Annotated in this window: 15 protein-coding genes and 2 tRNA genes; 1 reads left to right on the top strand and 16 read right to left on the bottom strand. The window is 41.1% G+C overall.

Annotated elements, in window-relative coordinates; all coding sequences use genetic code 11:
• Positions 1–3: 3 nt before the first annotated feature.
• From HMAT_RS22560 to HMAT_RS22530, 7 genes are all read right to left on the bottom strand, one after another.
• Positions 4–80 (bottom strand) — tRNA-Asp (locus HMAT_RS22560).
• 60 nt (positions 81–140) lie between these two features.
• Positions 141–214 (bottom strand) — tRNA-Asp (locus HMAT_RS22555).
• 73 nt (positions 215–287) lie between these two features.
• The gene (prfA, locus tag HMAT_RS22550) at positions 288–1,361 is read right to left on the bottom strand and encodes a peptide chain release factor 1 (protein WP_104385093.1); all 1,074 of its coding nucleotides are present in this window, start codon (positions 1,359–1,361) and stop codon (positions 288–290) included.
• Between the two features lie 98 nt (positions 1,362–1,459).
• On the bottom strand, positions 1,460–1,789 hold the full coding sequence (locus tag HMAT_RS22545; RefSeq protein WP_104385092.1) for a multidrug efflux SMR transporter: 330 nt from the start codon (positions 1,787–1,789) through the stop codon (positions 1,460–1,462).
• Between the two features lie 73 nt (positions 1,790–1,862).
• Positions 1,863–2,444, bottom strand: a complete 582-nt coding sequence (locus HMAT_RS22540; RefSeq protein ID WP_158656063.1) for a Crp/Fnr family transcriptional regulator — start codon at positions 2,442–2,444, stop codon at positions 1,863–1,865.
• Positions 2,426–3,181 (bottom strand): UDP-2,3-diacylglucosamine diphosphatase, encoded by a 756-nt coding sequence (locus HMAT_RS22535; RefSeq protein WP_104385091.1) that lies wholly within the window; start codon positions 3,179–3,181, stop codon positions 2,426–2,428. Before HMAT_RS22535 ends, HMAT_RS22540 begins: the two co-directional genes overlap by 19 nt.
• Positions 3,182–3,239: 58 nt before the next feature.
• Complete coding sequence (locus HMAT_RS22530) at positions 3,240–5,408, bottom strand: M1 family metallopeptidase (protein WP_104385090.1); 2,169 nt, start codon at positions 5,406–5,408, stop codon at positions 3,240–3,242.
• Between the two features lie 216 nt (positions 5,409–5,624).
• On the opposite strand from HMAT_RS22530, the gene HMAT_RS22525 reads away from it, so the two are divergent.
• The gene (locus HMAT_RS22525) at positions 5,625–7,748 is read left to right on the top strand and encodes a prolyl oligopeptidase family protein (protein ID WP_104385089.1); all 2,124 of its coding nucleotides are present in this window, start codon (positions 5,625–5,627) and stop codon (positions 7,746–7,748) included.
• 78 nt (positions 7,749–7,826) lie between these two features.
• On the opposite strand, the gene HMAT_RS22520 is transcribed toward HMAT_RS22525, so the two are convergent.
• The 9 genes from HMAT_RS22520 to HMAT_RS22480 all read right to left on the bottom strand — a co-directional run bounded on the left by HMAT_RS22520 (position 7,827) and on the right by HMAT_RS22480 (position 18,295).
• Positions 7,827–9,065 carry a thioredoxin family protein gene (locus tag HMAT_RS22520; RefSeq protein WP_104385088.1) on the bottom strand — a complete coding sequence of 413 codons (1,239 nt, stop codon included), beginning with the start codon at positions 9,063–9,065 and terminating at the stop codon, positions 7,827–7,829.
• Between the two features lie 254 nt (positions 9,066–9,319).
• Positions 9,320–10,558, bottom strand: coding sequence for a thioredoxin family protein (locus HMAT_RS22515; RefSeq protein ID WP_104385087.1), 1,239 nt, complete (start codon positions 10,556–10,558; stop codon positions 9,320–9,322).
• Between the two features lie 112 nt (positions 10,559–10,670).
• Positions 10,671–11,858, bottom strand: coding sequence for an aminopeptidase C (locus HMAT_RS22510; protein ID WP_104385086.1), 1,188 nt, complete (start codon positions 11,856–11,858; stop codon positions 10,671–10,673).
• Positions 11,859–12,056: 198 nt separating this feature from the next.
• Complete coding sequence (locus tag HMAT_RS22505; RefSeq protein ID WP_104385085.1) at positions 12,057–13,109, bottom strand: TerC family protein; 1,053 nt, start codon at positions 13,107–13,109, stop codon at positions 12,057–12,059.
• A complete protein-coding gene (locus HMAT_RS22500) occupies positions 13,109–14,080 on the bottom strand; it encodes a polyprenyl synthetase family protein (protein WP_104385084.1) in 972 nt (323 codons plus the stop codon). The genes HMAT_RS22505 and HMAT_RS22500 overlap by 1 nt, the downstream gene beginning before the upstream one ends.
• Before the next feature lie 49 nt (positions 14,081–14,129).
• Complete coding sequence (locus HMAT_RS22495) at positions 14,130–14,693, bottom strand: DUF3109 family protein (protein ID WP_104385083.1); 564 nt, start codon at positions 14,691–14,693, stop codon at positions 14,130–14,132.
• A 5-nt stretch (positions 14,694–14,698) separates the two neighbouring features.
• Positions 14,699–15,484, bottom strand: a complete 786-nt coding sequence (locus tag HMAT_RS22490) for a DUF3108 domain-containing protein (protein WP_104385082.1) — start codon at positions 15,482–15,484, stop codon at positions 14,699–14,701.
• Positions 15,485–15,579: 95 nt separating this feature from the next.
• Positions 15,580–16,125 carry a DUF2480 family protein gene (locus HMAT_RS22485; protein WP_199768736.1) on the bottom strand — a complete coding sequence of 182 codons (546 nt, stop codon included), beginning with the start codon at positions 16,123–16,125 and terminating at the stop codon, positions 15,580–15,582.
• A 64-nt stretch (positions 16,126–16,189) separates the two neighbouring features.
• The gene (locus HMAT_RS22480; protein ID WP_104385080.1) at positions 16,190–18,295 is read right to left on the bottom strand and encodes a SurA N-terminal domain-containing protein; all 2,106 of its coding nucleotides are present in this window, start codon (positions 18,293–18,295) and stop codon (positions 16,190–16,192) included.
• Positions 18,296–18,356: the final 61 nt, after the last annotated feature.

The following is an 18,356-nucleotide window of genomic DNA, read 5'->3' as shown; positions in this document are numbered from 1 at the left end:
TTTTGGCGGTCTGGACGGGACTCGAACCCGCGACCCCATGCGTGACAGGCATGTATTCTAACCAGCTGAACTACCAGACCTAAAAATCTTAAAAACTTATTTTGTTAAAGAACTTACCGAGATTACTCTCTTTTTTGAAGCGGTCTGGACGGGACTCGAACCCGCGACCCCATGCGTGACAGGCATGTATTCTAACCAGCTGAACTACCAGACCTCAACCCTTCTCCTCAGAAGGTGTGCAAATATAGCGTTTGTTTACGTATCTGCAAAGATTTTTTGAAAAAAAACTAGTCTACTTGACCGTCTTTCATCTTCTCCGCATTCTCTGCAAACTGTAATGCGTCGATAATTCCTTGAATATCACCGTCCATAATCGCCGGTAGGTTGTACATTGTCATACCAATCCGATGTTCTGTTACGCGACCTTGTGGATAGTTATAGGTACGGATTTTTGCTGAGCGGTCACCTGTAGATACCAAAGTTTTTCTTTTTGCAGCAATATCACCGTTCTTTTTGTTCAGTTCTAGCTCATAAAGTTTGTTACGAAGCATCTCCATCGCTAACTCACGGTTGGCCAATTGGGAGCGTTCTACCTGACAAACGACGACAATACCTGTTGGTTTATGTGTCAATTGTACTTTTGTTTCTACTTTATTGACGTTCTGACCTCCGGCACCACCCGAACGGGATGTCTGTAATTCGATATCACCCGGATTGATCTCCACGTCGACATCTTCTGCTTCTGGCAATACGGCAACTGAAGCCGCTGATGTATGGACACGTCCTTGTGTCTCTGTATCAGGAACACGTTGTACGCGGTGTACACCAGACTCATATTTCAATTGACCATACGCATCTTCACCGATTACTTTAAGGATAACCTCTTTATAACCGCCTGAAGTTCCTTCGGTAACGTCCATCACCTCATTGCGCCAGCCTTTTGTTTCAAAATAACGGGTGTACATACGGTAAAGGTCACCGGCAAATAAAGCCGCCTCGTCACCTCCTGTTCCACCACGGATCTCGATAATGGCATTTTTGGCATCCTCGGGATCTTTAGGGATCAGCATCAATCGGATTTCTTCTTCTTTTTCCTCTTTTTCAACCAATAAAATATCCAGCTCTTCCTTTGCCATCTCACGAAGTTCCTGATCCTTCTCGTTCATGATGATGTCTTTATTGGTATCAATATTACTGACCATATTTCTATAAATATGGTATTGATCCACGATTTTGCCCAAATCTTTGTATTCTTTATTCAATTTGGCAAAACGTTTCATATCTTGCATGGTGTCAGGGTTGCTTAATTCAGCTTCCACTTCTTCCCATCTTTCTTTGATCGCTTGTAATTTATCTAACATATATCAAAAATGCTTCTTCTAGGAATTTATGACCTAGATTACTATTGAGAGTACAAAAGTAAGGAAATTTTGTTGCTTTTGAACTACCTAGCCAGCTATTAATGAGAGGAAACTGCTTTTAGCCCAACAATGGAAGCAATCAGCGTGAAAATAAAGAATATGCGCCAGAAATCTGCGGGTTCTTTAAAGAAGATAATACCCATTAAAACCGTTCCGACTGCACCGATACCTGTCCATACAGCGTAGGCTGTTCCGAGCGGAAGTGTCTGCGTTGCTTTGATCAACAAGCCCATACTTGCAAATAGGAAGACAACAAAGGCACCATACCAGAGCCATTGTGCACTACCTTCTGCATCCTTTGCTTTTCCAAGACAGGTCGTAAAACCAATTTCACATATTCCGCCAAGAATTAAAAATACCCAGTTCATATATCTGTTTGTTTGTTTCAGGGACAAAGGTCTAGGTTTTTCTGCAGAATATTTTTAACATTTGTTAAAAATATTAAAGGATATTCGCCCGGATGCGGCTGAGGGTCACTTGGCTAACACCCAGATAGGAGGCGATGTAACCAAGTTTGATGCGCTGTATATATTGAGGATATTTTTCGAGCAACTCGGCGTACCGTTCCTGGGCCGTATTAAAAAGTTTGGACATTGTACGCTGCTCCGCTTTGATAAATTCTAACTCAGCCATTTTTCTTCCCCAATTGGCGATGGCAATGTCACTCTCGTAGAGCGTAAATAACTTTTTCTGGTCAATTTTGTAGACTATGCTATCTTCCAGGAGGTCGATGTTTTCGTATCCAGGTGTGTCATGCACGTAACTGTTCATCGATATTAATGTGCCGCCGGGAGAGACAAAGTCCAGTGTGATCTGCCGGTCTGCAGTTTCGTAATAGACCCTGGCTAATCCCGAAGCCAAGAAATAAATGTCCTTCTGGATTTTGTCTTGCCGGATCAATACACTATTCCTCTTGCAGTTAAGTTTTTCACTGATCTGCTCCAGTCGATCAATGCTTACGGGGTTGAGAAAATGGTAACCCTGGAAGCAGTCTGCTAAAGAAATTACAACTTTTTCGCCCATTTTTCTAAACGTAAAGTTTCCCCATCCCATACCGCGTAGGTATAATAATTGATCCATTCGCCCAAGTTGACAACACGGCTTTCCGCATTGAGCCTAACGTCGTAGGGTAGATGTCTATGGCCAAACAGATAGAAGTCGTGATGTTGTTTATGCTCGATTTCTTTGGCATAACCGATCAGCCATTCTTTGTCTTCACCGAGGAATTTCTCATCTTCATTGTTGGAAAGCCTACTATGCTTGGACCATCGGGTGGCAATGCCTATCCCCAGGTTAGGGTGCAATCGTGCAAATAACCATTGACAGAAACGACTCCGAAATACTTTCTTGAGCAATTTATACTTGTAGTCCCCGGAGCCTAGTCCATCCCCATGATGGATGTAGAAAAGTTTATTGTCAAGTTCAAGCTCCAGTTCATCGGCAATGATCTGCGCATTTAACTCCTTTTTGAGGTAATCAAACATCCACATATCGTGGTTGCCCTTAAATAAAGTGATCGGGATACCCAGGTCGGCAATTTCTGCCAGTTTGCCCAAAAAGCGGATGTAGCCTTTGGGCACTACAGTCGCATATTCAAACCAAAAATCAAAAATATCGCCAACAAGGTAGAGCTGTGCAGCGTCGACTTTGATTTCGTCGAGCCACTGAATAATAGCCTGTTCTCTTTCGCGGGAGTGCTCCAGTGGATAGGATCCAAGGTGAAAGTCTGAGGCAAAATAGATTTTTTTTCTTGTTGACATGTGCCCAAATCTAAAGAAAATGGAAGCGAATACAAAATTCGCTTCCAGAATATATTTTTTACGATTTGGACAAATCTGCCAGGAGGGATTTCAAATATTCCGAGGCCTCGGGATCTATGTTCTTGGCAGCCTGCTGGAGTTGATCGGGATAGGTATCCTTAATGGCCATGAGTGAACTTGCGATGACCATATAAGACTGATCTTTAGTTCCGTTAAACAATAAATTTTTATACTTTTTGTCTTTGATCTGTCCCAGCTTCCGGATCGCAGAGGCGCGTACGACCGAGGCGGTGGATTTTTCAGCCAATGAAGCGATGATGTTTGCCATAGATTTCCTAACTGCAGGATCGGTTAGATCGATGCCCTGAATGGCCATCGCTACCAGATCAGCATCCTTATCAGCCAATGCTTGCGTCAGCAGTTCCCGCCCGGCTGTTGTTTTCGGATTTTTCATCGCAAATAGTAACGCGGCAACACGGTTGGTAAAAGATGGTGCATGTTTATATTGATAAAGGTAGTCCGCGTCGCTTTTGTCGATCTGGATCTCGCCGACAAGCGTTTTTTCGGGATCGATATCAATAAATTCAAGAGGACTTGTCAAGGGAATGGCAAGCTTTGTCGTCCGTTTGTTGAGCTGTATCGTTTTGCTGATTTTGCCTTCTTTGGTATAGATGTCAATGGCGAGTGGTAATTGAAATGTTTGAACACTCGAATCTTGTACTTGATCGATGTTGAGAACAAGTGTATTGTCTTCATTTTTGCGTGTTACGTTGAGGATCGGATGGCCGCCTTTGTAATACCACTGGTTAAAATAAGGAGCCCAGTCTTTGCCGGTAACTTCTTCCATCGCCAGACGTAATTGCTGTGGCTCGCCGGTTTTAAAAGAATTTTCTGTCAGGTATTTTTTGAGCGATTGATAGAACGCTGCATCGCCCATCTGTTCTTTTAAGGCGTATAATATCAACGAACCTTTGGCATAGCTAATATGATCAAACATATCTTCTTTGTCGTGGTAGTAGTAACGTGCAAGTGCTGGACTATTACCGTTCTGGGTTGATTTGAGGTACGACTGTAACTTTTCGAATCTTGATTTATCCCCTTTTTCTTTGCCACCGTCATGCTCATGCCAGATGATTTCGCCAAAGGTTGCGAAAGATTCATTCATCGTTAGGTTAGACCAGGATTCAGCGGTAACCAGATCGCCAAACCATTGATGGAACAGCTCATGGGCAATAGTGCCCTCTTCATTTTCATCCAAAAGTTCCCTTTTGGTCTTTTGAACATGTTCGCCGTGTAGCGTTGCCGTAGTGTTTTCCATGGCGCCAGAGACATAATCGCGACAGACAATCTGCGCATACTTGTTCCATGGATAGGGAACTCCCAAAGTTTTGCCATAAAAGTCCATCATGGCTGGAGTTTTACCAAAGATATCTTTGGCATAAGGAGCATACTTCGGCTCCAGGTAATAATCAACAGGAATATTATTGTATTTATCCTGGTAAATCTTAAAATCTCCTACAGCCATCATAAAGAGATACGGCGCATGGGGGAGTTCCATTTTCCAGGTATCGGTACGTGTTCCGTCGTTGTTTTTTTGCTGGTTGACCAAAGCACCATTGGACAGACTGACATAATTATCCAGTACAGTCATTGAAATTTCGGCCGTCGTCTTTTGGTTGGGGCGGTCAATGGTTGGGAACCAGGCAGACGAAGCTTCTGTTTCGCCCTGTGTCCAGATCTGTCGGGGTTTATTCGGCGTCCGTTCGTCGGGATTAATAAAATAGAGTCCTTTTGCATCATTGATCGCCGCACTGCCCTGTACTTTAAGTAGATTGGGTTTGGCGGTATAGTCCAGGTATATGGTGTATTTTTCGCTTGAAAGATAATTTCGGTCCAGTTTGATCAGAAGAGAATTATCATCGTAAGTATATTTTAGGGGAACGAGCTGCTGCCCATTGACCAGTGCGATTTGTTTGATATCCATGCCCTTGGCATCCAAGCGCAGTGAATCTGTCGGATAGAAATGCGGCTGCAATGTAACCCATTCTTTTCCATTCAAAAATTGATTTTTATAGTCAAAACGGACATCGAGTTTGGTATGGACAAGGTTGTTGACCTTAGTGGGGGTAGCACGATATTGCTGATCTACCGAAAGCTGCTGCGCTTGACTCATACCGATAGCAGAAAGGGTAATGGCCAAGTAAAGGAAAGCGATTCTTTTGCGCATTGTTAAATATTTAAAAGATTTAAATAAAGCTAAAAAAATTTCAGCTGATGTAAAAATAAGGATTCTGGAAATTTCATCAGGATAAGATCCGGCCTTTGATCTGAAGTCGTGAATTATTGTTCGATATCCCCCGATAATGACATTTACTTTAAACTATCGTTATGAAATCTGAAATTATATTTGTTATTTTTGGGTGAAACAAGTATAAAGTTTTTTATGATAAACAAAAAAATTGGCCTTATCCTGATGATGATTGGTATGGCTGGTACAGCAACTACTGTTTGTGGACAACAGTTGAAATATCCAACGACGAGCAAGGGCTCTGTCGTAGACGAATTCTGGGGTGAGAAAGTAGCAGATCCCTACCGTTGGTTGGAGGACGATCGGTCAGCAGAAACTAAAAGTTGGGTCCAAGCCGAAAATAAAGTCACTTTTGATTATCTAAATACCATTCCTTTCCGGACAAAATTGAAAGAACAGTTGACGGAAATCTGGAATTATGAAAAAATAGGAACTCCTTTCAAGGAGGGGGCATATACCTATTTCTTTAAAAATAATGGGCTCCAGCAGCATTCCGTACTTTACCGTAAACAAGGTGAGAATGGTACAGAAGAGATTTTCCTTGATCCAAATACCTTTTCAAAAGATGGATCGACTTCTTTGGCCGACGTTTCTTTTTCAAAGGACGGAAGTCTTGTAGCTTATTCGATCTCTGAGGGCGGTTCGGACTGGAGAAAGGTGATTGTGTTGAACGCTAAGGATAAAGCGCCCGTTGGGGAGACGCTTGTGGATGTGAAATTCTCAGGCATCGCCTGGAAAGGAAACGACGGATTTTACTATTCCAGCTACGATAAACCCAAAGGATCGGAATTATCGGAGAAGACGGATCAGCATAAATTGTATTACCATAAGCTCAAAAAAGCACAGTCTACGGATCAGCTGATTTTTGGCGGTTCGGCAACGCCGAGACGTTATGTGGGCGCTTCATTAACAGATGATCAACGCTATCTGATTATCTCTGCAGCCAATACAACTACGGGGAATGAGCTTTATTACCAAGATCTGAGTAAACCGAATAGCAAAATTATATGCCTACAGGATCATTTTGATGCAAATACGGGCGTCGTCGATAATATCGGCGATACTTTTCTATTGGAAACAAATTATAAGGCGGCCAATAACCGCCTGGTAAAGGTTGACCTTAAAAATCCGGCCAAAGAAAACTGGAAAGATGTGATTCCGGAAACTGAAAATGTCCTTTCGATCAGTACCGGTGGTGGTTATCTATTCGCAAATTACCTGAAGGATGCCGTTTCGGTTGTGATCCAATACGACTATACTGGTAAAAAAATCAGACAGATCGAACTGCCGGGTGTAGGAACAGCAAGTGGGTTCTCGGGCAAGAAAAAGGAAAAGGAGATTTACTTTGGTTTCTCGAATTACATTACGCCTTCATCAAGCTATAAGTTTGATGTCAACTCCGGACAATCGGCTCTTTATATCAAACCGAATGTCAAGTTTGACAGTGATCAATATGAATCGAAGCAGGTGTTTTATACCTCCAAGGACGGAACGAAAGTGCCCATGATTATTACGTATAAAAAGGGCATCGCTCTGAACGGTAAAAATCCGACAATTGTATACGGTTATGGTGGGTTTAATATCAGTCTGACACCAGCTTTCAGTACTTCTGTTGCGGTTTGGTTGGCCAATGGGGGTGTATATGCTGTTCCAAACTTACGCGGAGGTGGTGAATATGGTCAAAAGTGGCATGATGGGGGACGGCAATTCAATAAGCTGAATGTATTTAACGATTTTATCGCTGCGGCACATTATCTGCAGGAGAATGGTTATACTTCACCCGAATACACGGCATTGTCAGGTGGTTCCAATGGTGGTTTGCTCGTTGGAGCAACAATGACCATAGATCCTAAGGTTGCCAAAGTCGCATTGCCGGAAGTTGGCGTATTGGATATGTTGCGTTACCATACATTCACAGCTGGCGCAGGCTGGTCATACGATTATGGGACAGTTGCGGACAGTAAAGAGATGTTTGACTATCTGAAAGCCTATTCACCCGTGCACAATGTGAAATCAGGTGTTTGTTATCCGGCAACCATGGTATTGACCGGTGATCATGATGACCGCGTTGTTCCGGCACATTCCTATAAATTTGCCTCCGAATTACAGGCCAAACAGGCGTGTGATAATCCCGTATTGATCCGTATCGAAACAAAAGCCGGACATGGTGCTGGCCGATCTACTGAGGTGCTGATTAATAGCACGGTTGATAAATATGCTTTTGCGCTCTGGAATATGGGGGTCAAAGAATTAAAATAAGAATGTTGGAGGAATTCAATAAAAAAGTCCAGATCAACAAGCTTGATCTGGACTTTATATTTTATTTTGGGATAGGGATTATTCCCAGGTTTTTTCGCCTTTTTTCATTTTTTGTAACGTTGCTACGTAATCCTCTTTTTTATCATTTGCTGTCAAAAGTGAAATCGCTTTCTCCTGTGTTTTGATAGCCTGATCTTTGTCACCTAGGCGATAAAGAAGATTTGCAAAGGTATCCAGATACATCGGTGTATCCTTTTCTTTCTCAAGTGATAATTTGCTCCATTCAGAAGCTGCTTTTAAACAAGCTGGGTCATCACAGTTTTCAAAGATAGACCAAGCCATTTGGTTTAATTCCATTGCTGTGATCGTTGAACCATATTTTTCGATATACTTATTAAAACTGTCTCTTAAACCGGGATAGTTTTTGGTATAGGAGAAGTAGCGGGGTTGCATTTCCAGACTCGCTTTTTCCGTATTGACTGTTGGATATTTTTGATCCAGCTCTTTTTCGATAGCGGTAAAATCTACGGCTTCTTTCGCCTGAATTTTGCTGTTTACAGCATTGCTGATGAGTAACTGCGCCAAGAAATCGTTGGCTTTTACTTTTTCGCTGACGGCATCAAATTTAGCTGGATTATCTTTGATCAAGTTGAACGCTTTGGAATCAACAACTTTAGCTGCGGAAAGTAGCAAGCTAACATTTTCTTTTGTAAAGATCTGATCAGTTGATAGCGAAGCTAATACAACGCCTTCTGCTTTTGCCTGAGTTTCTTGATCATAAGCTTCTTTCGCTGCCTCAGCCATGGCTTTTGCAATTGTTATATTGTTGGGGTCAGCATTGAATTTTGCCAATAGGGTTTCATATTGCGTGTTTGGATCAAGCGCTTTTTGTGCTTTAGCGATAAAAGCATCTGCTTCTCCGCCACCGACAATCCGATGGACAAGATTGCCTTTTGAATCGAAGATCAGGAACGTAGGATAGGCTCTTACTGTATAATCTTTGGCAAAACGATCTGCTTCGGCATACCAGGATTTTATTTCCTCGCTGTCGTCTTTGGTTTTATCCATCTGGATTTTGGCATTTATAAATTTGGCATTGAAGAAATCTCCTACTTTTGCCTGTGGAAAGATTGTGCTTGCCATATACTTACAGGGGCCGCACCAAGTAGTAAAACAATCCACAAAAATAAATTTGTTTTCCTTGGCGGCTTTTTCTTTGATCTGATTCCAGTTGAGGCCATGCTCAAATTTTACACCTTCACTCTGTGCAAATAGGAGCGTTGGAATCAGGAATAACATTAAAATTAACTTTTTCATAATCCGTTGATATTTAGGTGTTAATTTACGGAATAAAATTACGATCCAGAAAAATATTGTAAAAAAAATTAATCAGGGAGTTTACTATTTTGTGACATCGATGGATGTGTCAGGCGAATTAAAACCGGATCAATAAAATAAGGCCATGCCTCGACGACATTGCCTTATTTTATATCCTACATGTTAAAGATCCGGCCATTGCATTTAAAGCATATTCTTTAAAAAGTCAAGCGCGGAATTCGTGAAGGCAAGCTCTAATTTTCCCAGGTTTTTATCCCTTTGGTCATTTTGTCCAATGTTTCCTGATAGATCGGTCGATCGTCGTCACTGGCCATTTCTATGGCTTTATTTTGCCACTTGATCGCCTTGTCTTTTTCACCTTTTTTATACAACAGGTTGGCATATGTGTCTAAGAATGCAGAACTGGGATCCTCTATGATCGATTTTTTGCTCCAGCTGATCGCTGCATCGATACATTCAGGATCACTGCTGTTATTAAAGATCGTCCACGCAAAGGTGTTTAATTGATGGGCGGTAAAATCCTCTGACGATAAATAGTCATTAATGGTATTTTTCATGGCCACATAATTCTTGACCTGAAGATAATAGTGTGCTTTGATCTTTTTAAACATTGGGACAAAGTCTATATCCGGATATTTTGCAGATAGCTCGCTTTGGTAACTATCCCAGTTAGGCTCGTGTTTGGCGTCTATTTTAATTTGGAAAAGCTCGTTTACAACGACATTTGCCAAAGTACGGTTGGCGATTCCCGGTGATTCCAGCAGAATATCTATTTTTTCCTTATTATTGCGGATCAGGTTAAAGGCTTTTGAATTTGTAAACTTGGCAGCAGCCAATAGAATATGTACATTTTCTTTCTTAAAGAGCTCGTCGGTACCCAAGGAGTTGGCTAAAGTATTCTCCGCTTTACGGGCGGTAAGCTCATCATAAGCGATATTTGCCGCTTTTAACATCTGTTTAGCAGTATAGATATCCTGCGGTCTTTTCTCAAATTTTCTTAATAAGGTATAATACTGAGTTTCGGGATACAGTCCGTCCGATACATGTTCGACAAACTCAGGTGCATCGCTCGCCCCAACAATGCGGTGTACAGCTTCCCCGTTGGGATTGAAGATCAAAAAGGTTGGAAAGGATTGGATATTGTACTCATTGGAAATGGCACGGGCGTCAGCGTACCATTTCTTGACAGCAGCATTGTCCGCTTCGGTGGAATCCATCTGAACCCGAACACTGATAAAATTTTGATTGATGGGGTCGCCAACCTGTTCCAAAGGGAAAATTTCATTACTCATGTATTGGCAGGGGCCACACCAGGTTGCAAAAAGCTCTACGAAGATAAACTTATTTTCTGCCTTCGCTCTTTCTTTGACCTGTTTCCAACTTAATCCTTCTACAAATTTCACCCCTTTGGTCTGGGACTGTGCTAAATTCCCAAATAAAATTGCAAGGCATAATGCGATTATACTTCTCATACTCACTGAACAACTAGATTTATAATTATGTTTAAGTTATCAAATTAATCTGAAAACAAAAACACCTCTGAAAGATTAATTTCAGAGGTGTTTTAAAGGATCTTTAAATCGCTTATTTGATATTTATCTTCGATTTTAAATCTTTGGTCAGACCGTCTTTATGTAACAGTAGAGAAGTTGTTTTATAGCGTACAAATTCTTTGGAAGCATACAAATATCCTTTGTAGTCATTGGATGTTCCCCAGGAGTTTTTAACGATATAGTATTCTTTCCCGTTTTGATCTTTCACCAGACCTACGATATGCATACCATGATCATCTGTTGTTTGCCAATTGTCAAAAGCTTTTTGGCGTTCTTCTGGCGTAATTTTCATTTCTGGTTTAGGACCGACAAACATGCTTGCTTTTTCTTGGTCGCTCATTTGTTCGAATGGTTTTTCCGGAACATAAGCAACTCCGTTTTTCCAGGAGAATCCCTTTTCTGAGACGTCAGTTGCCCAAGCAACAGTATATCCTTTTTGTAAAGCGTTGTCAATGATGTCCGTTAAATCATTCATTTTAACGTTATAAAAACGGTCAAATGACCAGTTGTCTGGAATTAACAGAACAAATTGGCTGTAATAAGGGTGGTCAGTAACTGAGGCAATACCAACATAGTCATCCGGATTGATACCAATTACCTGATCTGCGAATGTACGTGGTGTATATGATTTGCCGTTGTAATCGAATTTTTCAGGAACTTCACCTAAGTAAGAGTCCATTGCTGCTGTATAGGCTTTTTCCCAGTTTGGAGTCAGGGTTTTGCCTTTTACAATCGAACCTAACATCGCATCCAGCATGGAAGTCATTTCACCGAAGTTATTGCGTGTGCTGCCGTAGTGAAGGCCGGTATAGGCCGATTGTGGCATCGTACCATATTTGCGGAATGAATTCAGCACATCGTGGAATTGACCGCCTTCGCCCAAGGATAATCCGCCATGAAGACGTACATAAGTGCGTGCTTTATCTAAATACGTATTACGCGCTGTATAGATCTGGGAGATCTCCACAGGTTTTTTACCCATACGGATCATCTCGGATTCTAAGAACGAGTTTCCTGAATAAGACCAACATGTACCTGAAGAACCTTGATCCTTGATCGAGGTGTTACCTAGATTGATAACTTCTGTAAATGTAAATCCGGATTTGCTATTGTCATTTTGATTTGCTTTTAAGGCATTGATCAAATTGTCCTGTGCTTGTACTTGGAATGAAGCTGCAAAAAGAGACGCGGCTAGTACAATCGATTTATTCCAATTCATTTGTTAGTATTTTGTTAATTTAAAGTGGTGCTAAATTAAATAAATTAAATTTAGTAAGGTAAATTCCTCTGTAAAATAATTGTTCTTAAAAATAGGCTGTAATTGGGAGTGTTTTAGTTTAGGTCTAAGGGGTAGAAACTAAGCTAAAATATTGAAAAGCAAAGGGTCGTAATTTTACGACCCTTTGTATACCTGTACTTATCCTGTAATTTCCTTATGCTTTGGAAAGAGTAGTGAAGCGATAATACTTAATGCAAGTATACCGATGATCACAATCAGCGAGTGGGTCGTTGTAAAGCCTACTTCTGCCAGCCAGTGGTGCAATAACATTTTTAAGCCGATAAAGACCAATAGAAATGCCAAACCAACTTTTAGATATTGGAACTTATGAATAATATTTACCAATAAGAAGAACATGGAGCGTAATCCAAGGATGGCAAAGATATTGGAGAAGAATACCACATATGGATCTTTAGTCACTGAGAAAATTGCGGGGATAGAATCCACAGCAAAAATCAGATCGGTAAATTCAATTACTAACAAGACCAAGAATAGCGGTGTCATGTATTTTACGCCATTCTCGATATGGAAAAAATGACCACCATCCAATTTGGGTGTTACTTTGAAATATTTAGATGCAAATTTGACCACCGGGTGGTTTTGTGGATCCACCTCTTCCTCTTGGTTGCGGTTGATAAACATCTTGACACCGGTGAACACCAAGAAGGCACCAAAGACATATAGAATCCAGCCAAATTTAGCGATCAGGGTTGCTCCGAGGAAAATAAACAAAAACCGCATAATGATTGCGCCCAAAATACCCCATACCAAGACTTTATGGTAATAGCGCTCAGGAATTCCAAATGAGGTGAACAGGAGTACCATTACGAAAATATTATCTACCGAGAGGGCATATTCAACAACATAGCCCGTTAAATATTCCAGGCCCAGGTTTTTATTATAGATTTCTAAACTTGCCGCCAGATCACCGGGGATGATTTTGATGTCGTGGTGATGTTTTGTGATAACCTCTTGGAGATGGTTTAGATCATGGATATTATGAAGTTCAAATCCATACTGACGTAGGAGCCAATAAAAACCTAAAGAGAACAGCACCCATACAGCACTCATTATCGCGGCCGTCTTTAAGCTGACAGGTTTATCGCCTTTGGAGAATAACCCAAGGTCAATGGCTAGCATCAGTGCAATGAAGATTAAAAAACCTCCAAAAAACATTAATTCGTGACTCATTATTTTTTTCTTTCTGTTGTATATTTTACCAATTGCAGTAATCCCTCTTTGTATTCGCTATCCGGAAAACCCTCCAGGATGTGAAAGGCATCTTGTTGGTACTCCAGCATTTTGTCTGTTGCATAGGCCAGTCCGCCGCTGTTGCGCACAAAATCGATCACTTCAGCGACCTTTTTAGGGTCTTCGTTATGGTTGCGGACCAGATTGATGATGCGCCGCTTTTCGCTGGAGCTTGTCTGATTTAAAGCATGAATCAAAGGTAAGGTCATTTTTTTCTCTTTGATATCATTTCCGAGTGGTTTTCCCACATCGTCCAATCCAAAATCAAACAGGTCATCTTTAATCTGAAATGCAATGCCGATTTTCTCGCCAAATTGGTGCAATTTCGCTACCGTTTCCTGGTCTGCATTGGATGAAGCCGACCCACAGGCACAACAAGATGCAATCAATGAAGCTGTTTTTTTCCGTATGACCTCAAAGTAAATGGATTCTTCGATATCCAGCTTACGTGCTTTTTCGATCTGAAGTAATTCCCCTTCACTCATTTGGTCGACTGCTTCTGAAACAATTTTTAACAGGTGATAATCCTGGTGTTTTACAGAAAGCAACAAACCTCTTGAAAGCAAGAAATCACCAACCAGCACCGCAATTTTATTTTTCCAGAGTGCATTGATGGAAAAGAACCCCCTACGTTCATAGGAGTTATCAACAACATCATCATGTACCAGTGAAGCTGTATGTAATAATTCAACTAAAGCGGCCCCCCGATAAGTCGATTCATTAATCCCATTGCAGATGCCCGCTGAGAAAAAGACAAACATTGGTCGCATTTGTTTGCCTTTGCGTTTGATCAGATATTGCGTGATGCGATCCAACAAAGGAACGGAGCTTTTCATCGATGCTTTGAATTTCTTTTCAAAAGCTTCAAGTTCGTGGATAATAGGGCGTTGGATCTCTGTTAATTTTGACATGAATTGGAATGAAATACCAAAAAGTTAAAGCTTAAAGATAGTAATTTTGTTACAACTCATCGACTGCCCGCTCAAGATTTTTGTACCATTCTTCGCCATAAGTGCGGATCAGGGGATCCTTTAGAAATTTATAAACTGGCACCTGGAGCTCCTTGCCAAAACTACAGGCGTCTTTACAGATATGCCAACGGTCGTAATGAAGTACGTCAAATTCTGGATAATGCGTCGTGCGGATAGGATAGAGGTGACAGGAGACAGGTTTCCGCCAGTGAACTTCGCCCAGCTCATAAGCTTTCTCGATCGCACATTTGGTAATGCCATTTTCCCAGGTGACATAGGCACATTCTTTGTTGCCATCAACACATGTTGTGGTTAGATCACCATCTACATCGACGACGTATTTGCCTTGTTCTTCGATGGCTTCTATACCCTTTTCTGTCATATACGGTTTGACCTTCGGATAGATCTCCTCCAGAATTGCCTTTTCGCTTTCCAATAAAGGTGCACCCGAGTCCCCCTCGATACAACAGATTCCCTTACATTTTGATAGATTGCACACAAAGTCATTATTGATCAGATCTTCGTGTACCAACACATTTCCTACTTCAATCATTCTATTTATTTTGAGTAGCTTGCTTTTTGGCCCAATTTGTATTTTAGTCCGCTTGCTTCCAGAAGTTCTAAAGTGACAGAGCCAATTAATATATCGACATTGGCCTTCACTGGAATGCGGTTACCATCGTTGGTTACCCAAAGGTAAAGCTTGCTGTTTTTTTTAAAGATACGCCCCGGTTTAATTTCGGGACTGAATTTAAGGCACTCCAATGTACCCAATTCGGTTTTTATTTTTTCGATTCCAATATATTGTATACCCAGTGTGGCAATTTCGTCATTCAGGAAATAGGTCAGTTTAAAGGATTCCCCGGGCTTTACGGAACTTAAGTCCAGATTGCGGGCAAAATAGTAGGAGGACAGCAAATCAAAAGTCTGATCCACCTTGGATGTAAATGTTCCTTTATTACCAACTACTGTATGTGTATCCTGATTGAAACGCACTTTATCGTTCCTTCTGTAACCACCTTCACGGATGTTTTCCGTATAGTAGTAAGGCAAGAATGTCTTACTATTGATATACGAATTATATTCGTTTCTTACGGTATAAATGGCGAATGCTCCCGCTGTTTTACCTGCAGCATACAGATGAAAGGAGGGATTCCCAAATCCGTCTTTCGTATCACCGACAGTCAACGTTCCCGTTGCTGCGGAAATTATACCATAGCGGAGTTTGTACTTTAATTTCTCTCCACCTTTAAATGCCGATTCCTTTAAATGGGGTAAATCCTGAGCGAAAACTGTACTTACAAAAACTGATAAGTATAGGAGCAATGTCGATATAAGTTTCATGTACGTAAGTTTACGAAAATTGTTTGAAAAGAAATGTTAATTTCATCAGAATAAATTGTCTTTTTAAGGTGATGAAACCCACATGAGCCAGCAGCTTATACTTGTTTGTCAGCCGCTTTTGGCGCTTGAGGACTTCTTTTAAAAACTGGAACTGTTGAACAAGGTTCCCCGTACATAATACTTTTAGCTACTTTGCTAAGTTTCACCGTGAACTGCACAAATGTCGATTCGGGAATAAAGGTATCTCCACAGCCCTTCACGACCACCCGCTGATCGCGAAACTGTTCCATGTCGATTTGGTCAATAGCGGCGGCATATTGTATACGTACGAGCTCATCTAAATCTCCGAAGATAACGGCCGCAGCATACGGTTCTAATTTATTTGCCAGCAGCATATAAGCCCATGTGGGCACAATCGCATCAGCTGTACAGGTGACGGCAACATGTTTATCGGTATATTGTGACCAGTCATGTGTTTTGATGAACTCGCGGAAATCTTTTTCCCGTAACATCAGTCCATGGAACAAATTATCCTTAATATCATATAGGACATTGTCGGTCTTCGGATGATAGTCCGCCAGATCTACGGTTATTAATCCACTTTGGGCAACTTTATTGACAATATTTGTTTGAATTTCCATAGTTATTCTATCAAAAAAAAGCCGGACGATAATTCGTCCGGCTACAAATTTACTTAAAAATCTTCTAAAAGAATTTCACTCTATTGTCAATGATTTCAGCTTTGTCCTGCAATGCGCGGAAAATAGATCCCCAAGCACGTTGCGCCTTAGCTGCAAGCATTTGTTTCTTTTGTCCGTTTATGTCAGAGATCGCTGAAGGGTTTGTGAAACCATTCACCTGCACCACATACACGCCTGTATTTCCTTCAATGGCTTTCGAAGGTTTGTTTGGTTGAAGCCCAAATACAGTACCTACTACCGCATTTTCCAAGGCTACACCCGGAATAACAGGGTTGGCAAATACCACATTCTCCACATGGATAGCAGATTTACCTACTTTTTGAGCCACTTGGTCAATTGAAGAAGCTCCAGCTAAAGCTTTGTCAAATCTTTCTTTTAAGACTTTAGCTTTAACCTTATTTTTAACTGCAGGTTCGATGTCCTTTTTCACCGCGTCCAAAGAAAGCACTCCTTTCGGTTGTACATTCACTAAGCTTGCCAGGATATACGAGGTTTCAGTTTCAAATACTTTGTCTGAAACATCACCTTTTTTAGCTTCAAAAGCCCATTTTATTAAATCACGTGGTGCTTCAGTACCATCAAGCACATTGTCCATTGCCGTAACACGTGATGCTGTACGTGCTTCTAAACCAAGTTTCTTAGCCTCTTGCGCAAAGTTTTGTGCAGTAGCTGCAGATAAGAATGCTGTCGCTTTGCTATGAGCATTGTTTAAGGTTTCTTTACCGCTGTTGATTACTTTGTCGATGATCGCAACTTTAGCATATTTTGCAGTACCGATCTGTTTCTCGATTTTGATAATATGTACGCCAAATTGGGATTTTACCACTTTAATGTCTCCGCTTTTGCCTTCAAATACTGCTTTTTCAAATTCCGGTACCATGCGGCCTCTGGTAAAAGTACCAAGTTCACCACCATTAGTTTTACTGCCCGGGTCACTGCTGAACTGAACTGCCAAAGCGGCGAAGTTGTCTCCTTTTTGGATTAAACCTTTAATTGAATCAGCTTTTGCCAATGCTTTGTCAACACCACCTTCTGCCGTAGCATCCAATAGGATATGAGAAGCTTTTACTGAATCTGGACCAACCACTGTTGAAACTACTTTCGCAATTTCATAGGCACCATTGCTTAAGAATGGACCTACCGTAGTACCTGTTGCTACGTTAAAGACAACAGAATCCAACGAAGGGCTCAATTGACCTTTTTTTACGTAGGTGAATGGGTATTTGTTATCTGAATTGATGGAAGCAAATAGTGAGTCATCCTTCGCAACAATAAGATCTTGTTTTAACTTGTCGATCGCTTCTTTGACAGCTAATGAATCTTTTGCAAGAGGTTTTGCATCTACAGTAACGTATTGGATCGCACGTGTTTCCTCTTGTGTTTTGAACATATTTTTATGCTCATTGTAGTATTCCTGGAAATCCGCATCAGTTACTTTAGCTTCAGCATCTTTTACAGAAGCGTAATCTAAAAGAATGTATTTGAAGTTGGCCAATTTATTGCGTTCCTGGTATTCTTCGTTAGCTTCCAATGAAGTTACGTAAACACTGTTCGAAAGCAATTCGCCATACTTGCTGCTTAAACGTTCATCTTTTACACCTTCAAGTAAGGCGTTCCATTGGTCATATACCGCTTGATTGCCAGCAGTATTCACTTGGCTCAAGAAAGTCATCAACTGGCCATGGTCAAACTGTCCTGTTTGTGGATTGGTAAACGCTTGTACGATCTGAGGAGAAGGATTTGGTCCTTTTACTAGATCATTTAATTCATCTTTACCTACTGTCAAACCGATTTTTTCAATCTCTTTTTTCAAAATCTCTCTGGATAGGAATTGATTCCAAACCTGTTGTACGGCATAAGTTCTCATTTGAGGAGTCACTGCACCGCCCATTTGTTGTTTGAACATTTCTTCTGCCTGTTCCACTTGTTGGCTGAACGCAGGATACTCAATTTCTGTTCCGTTGACTTCCCCTACACGATTTTGATGTCTAGCCCAAAAAGGAGCTCCTCCTCGAACGACATCGCCTAGTAAAAATGCTAAAATTGCGATAGCCATGGCTGCTGTCAAGATAACACCAGCTTTGTTACGCAAAAAGCCCATTAATCCCATAGTCTGCTTATTGTGTTTATATTGTGTAAATACTTGTATTTCGTTAATTTATGCATAGCAT

The organism is Sphingobacterium sp. HMA12 (assembly GCF_002933815.1).
In the GTDB taxonomy this organism is placed as follows: Bacteria; Bacteroidota; Bacteroidia; order Sphingobacteriales; family Sphingobacteriaceae; genus Sphingobacterium.
Note: the sequence above shows the minus strand (reverse complement) of the source record. Positions and strands in the feature narration are given on the sequence as shown.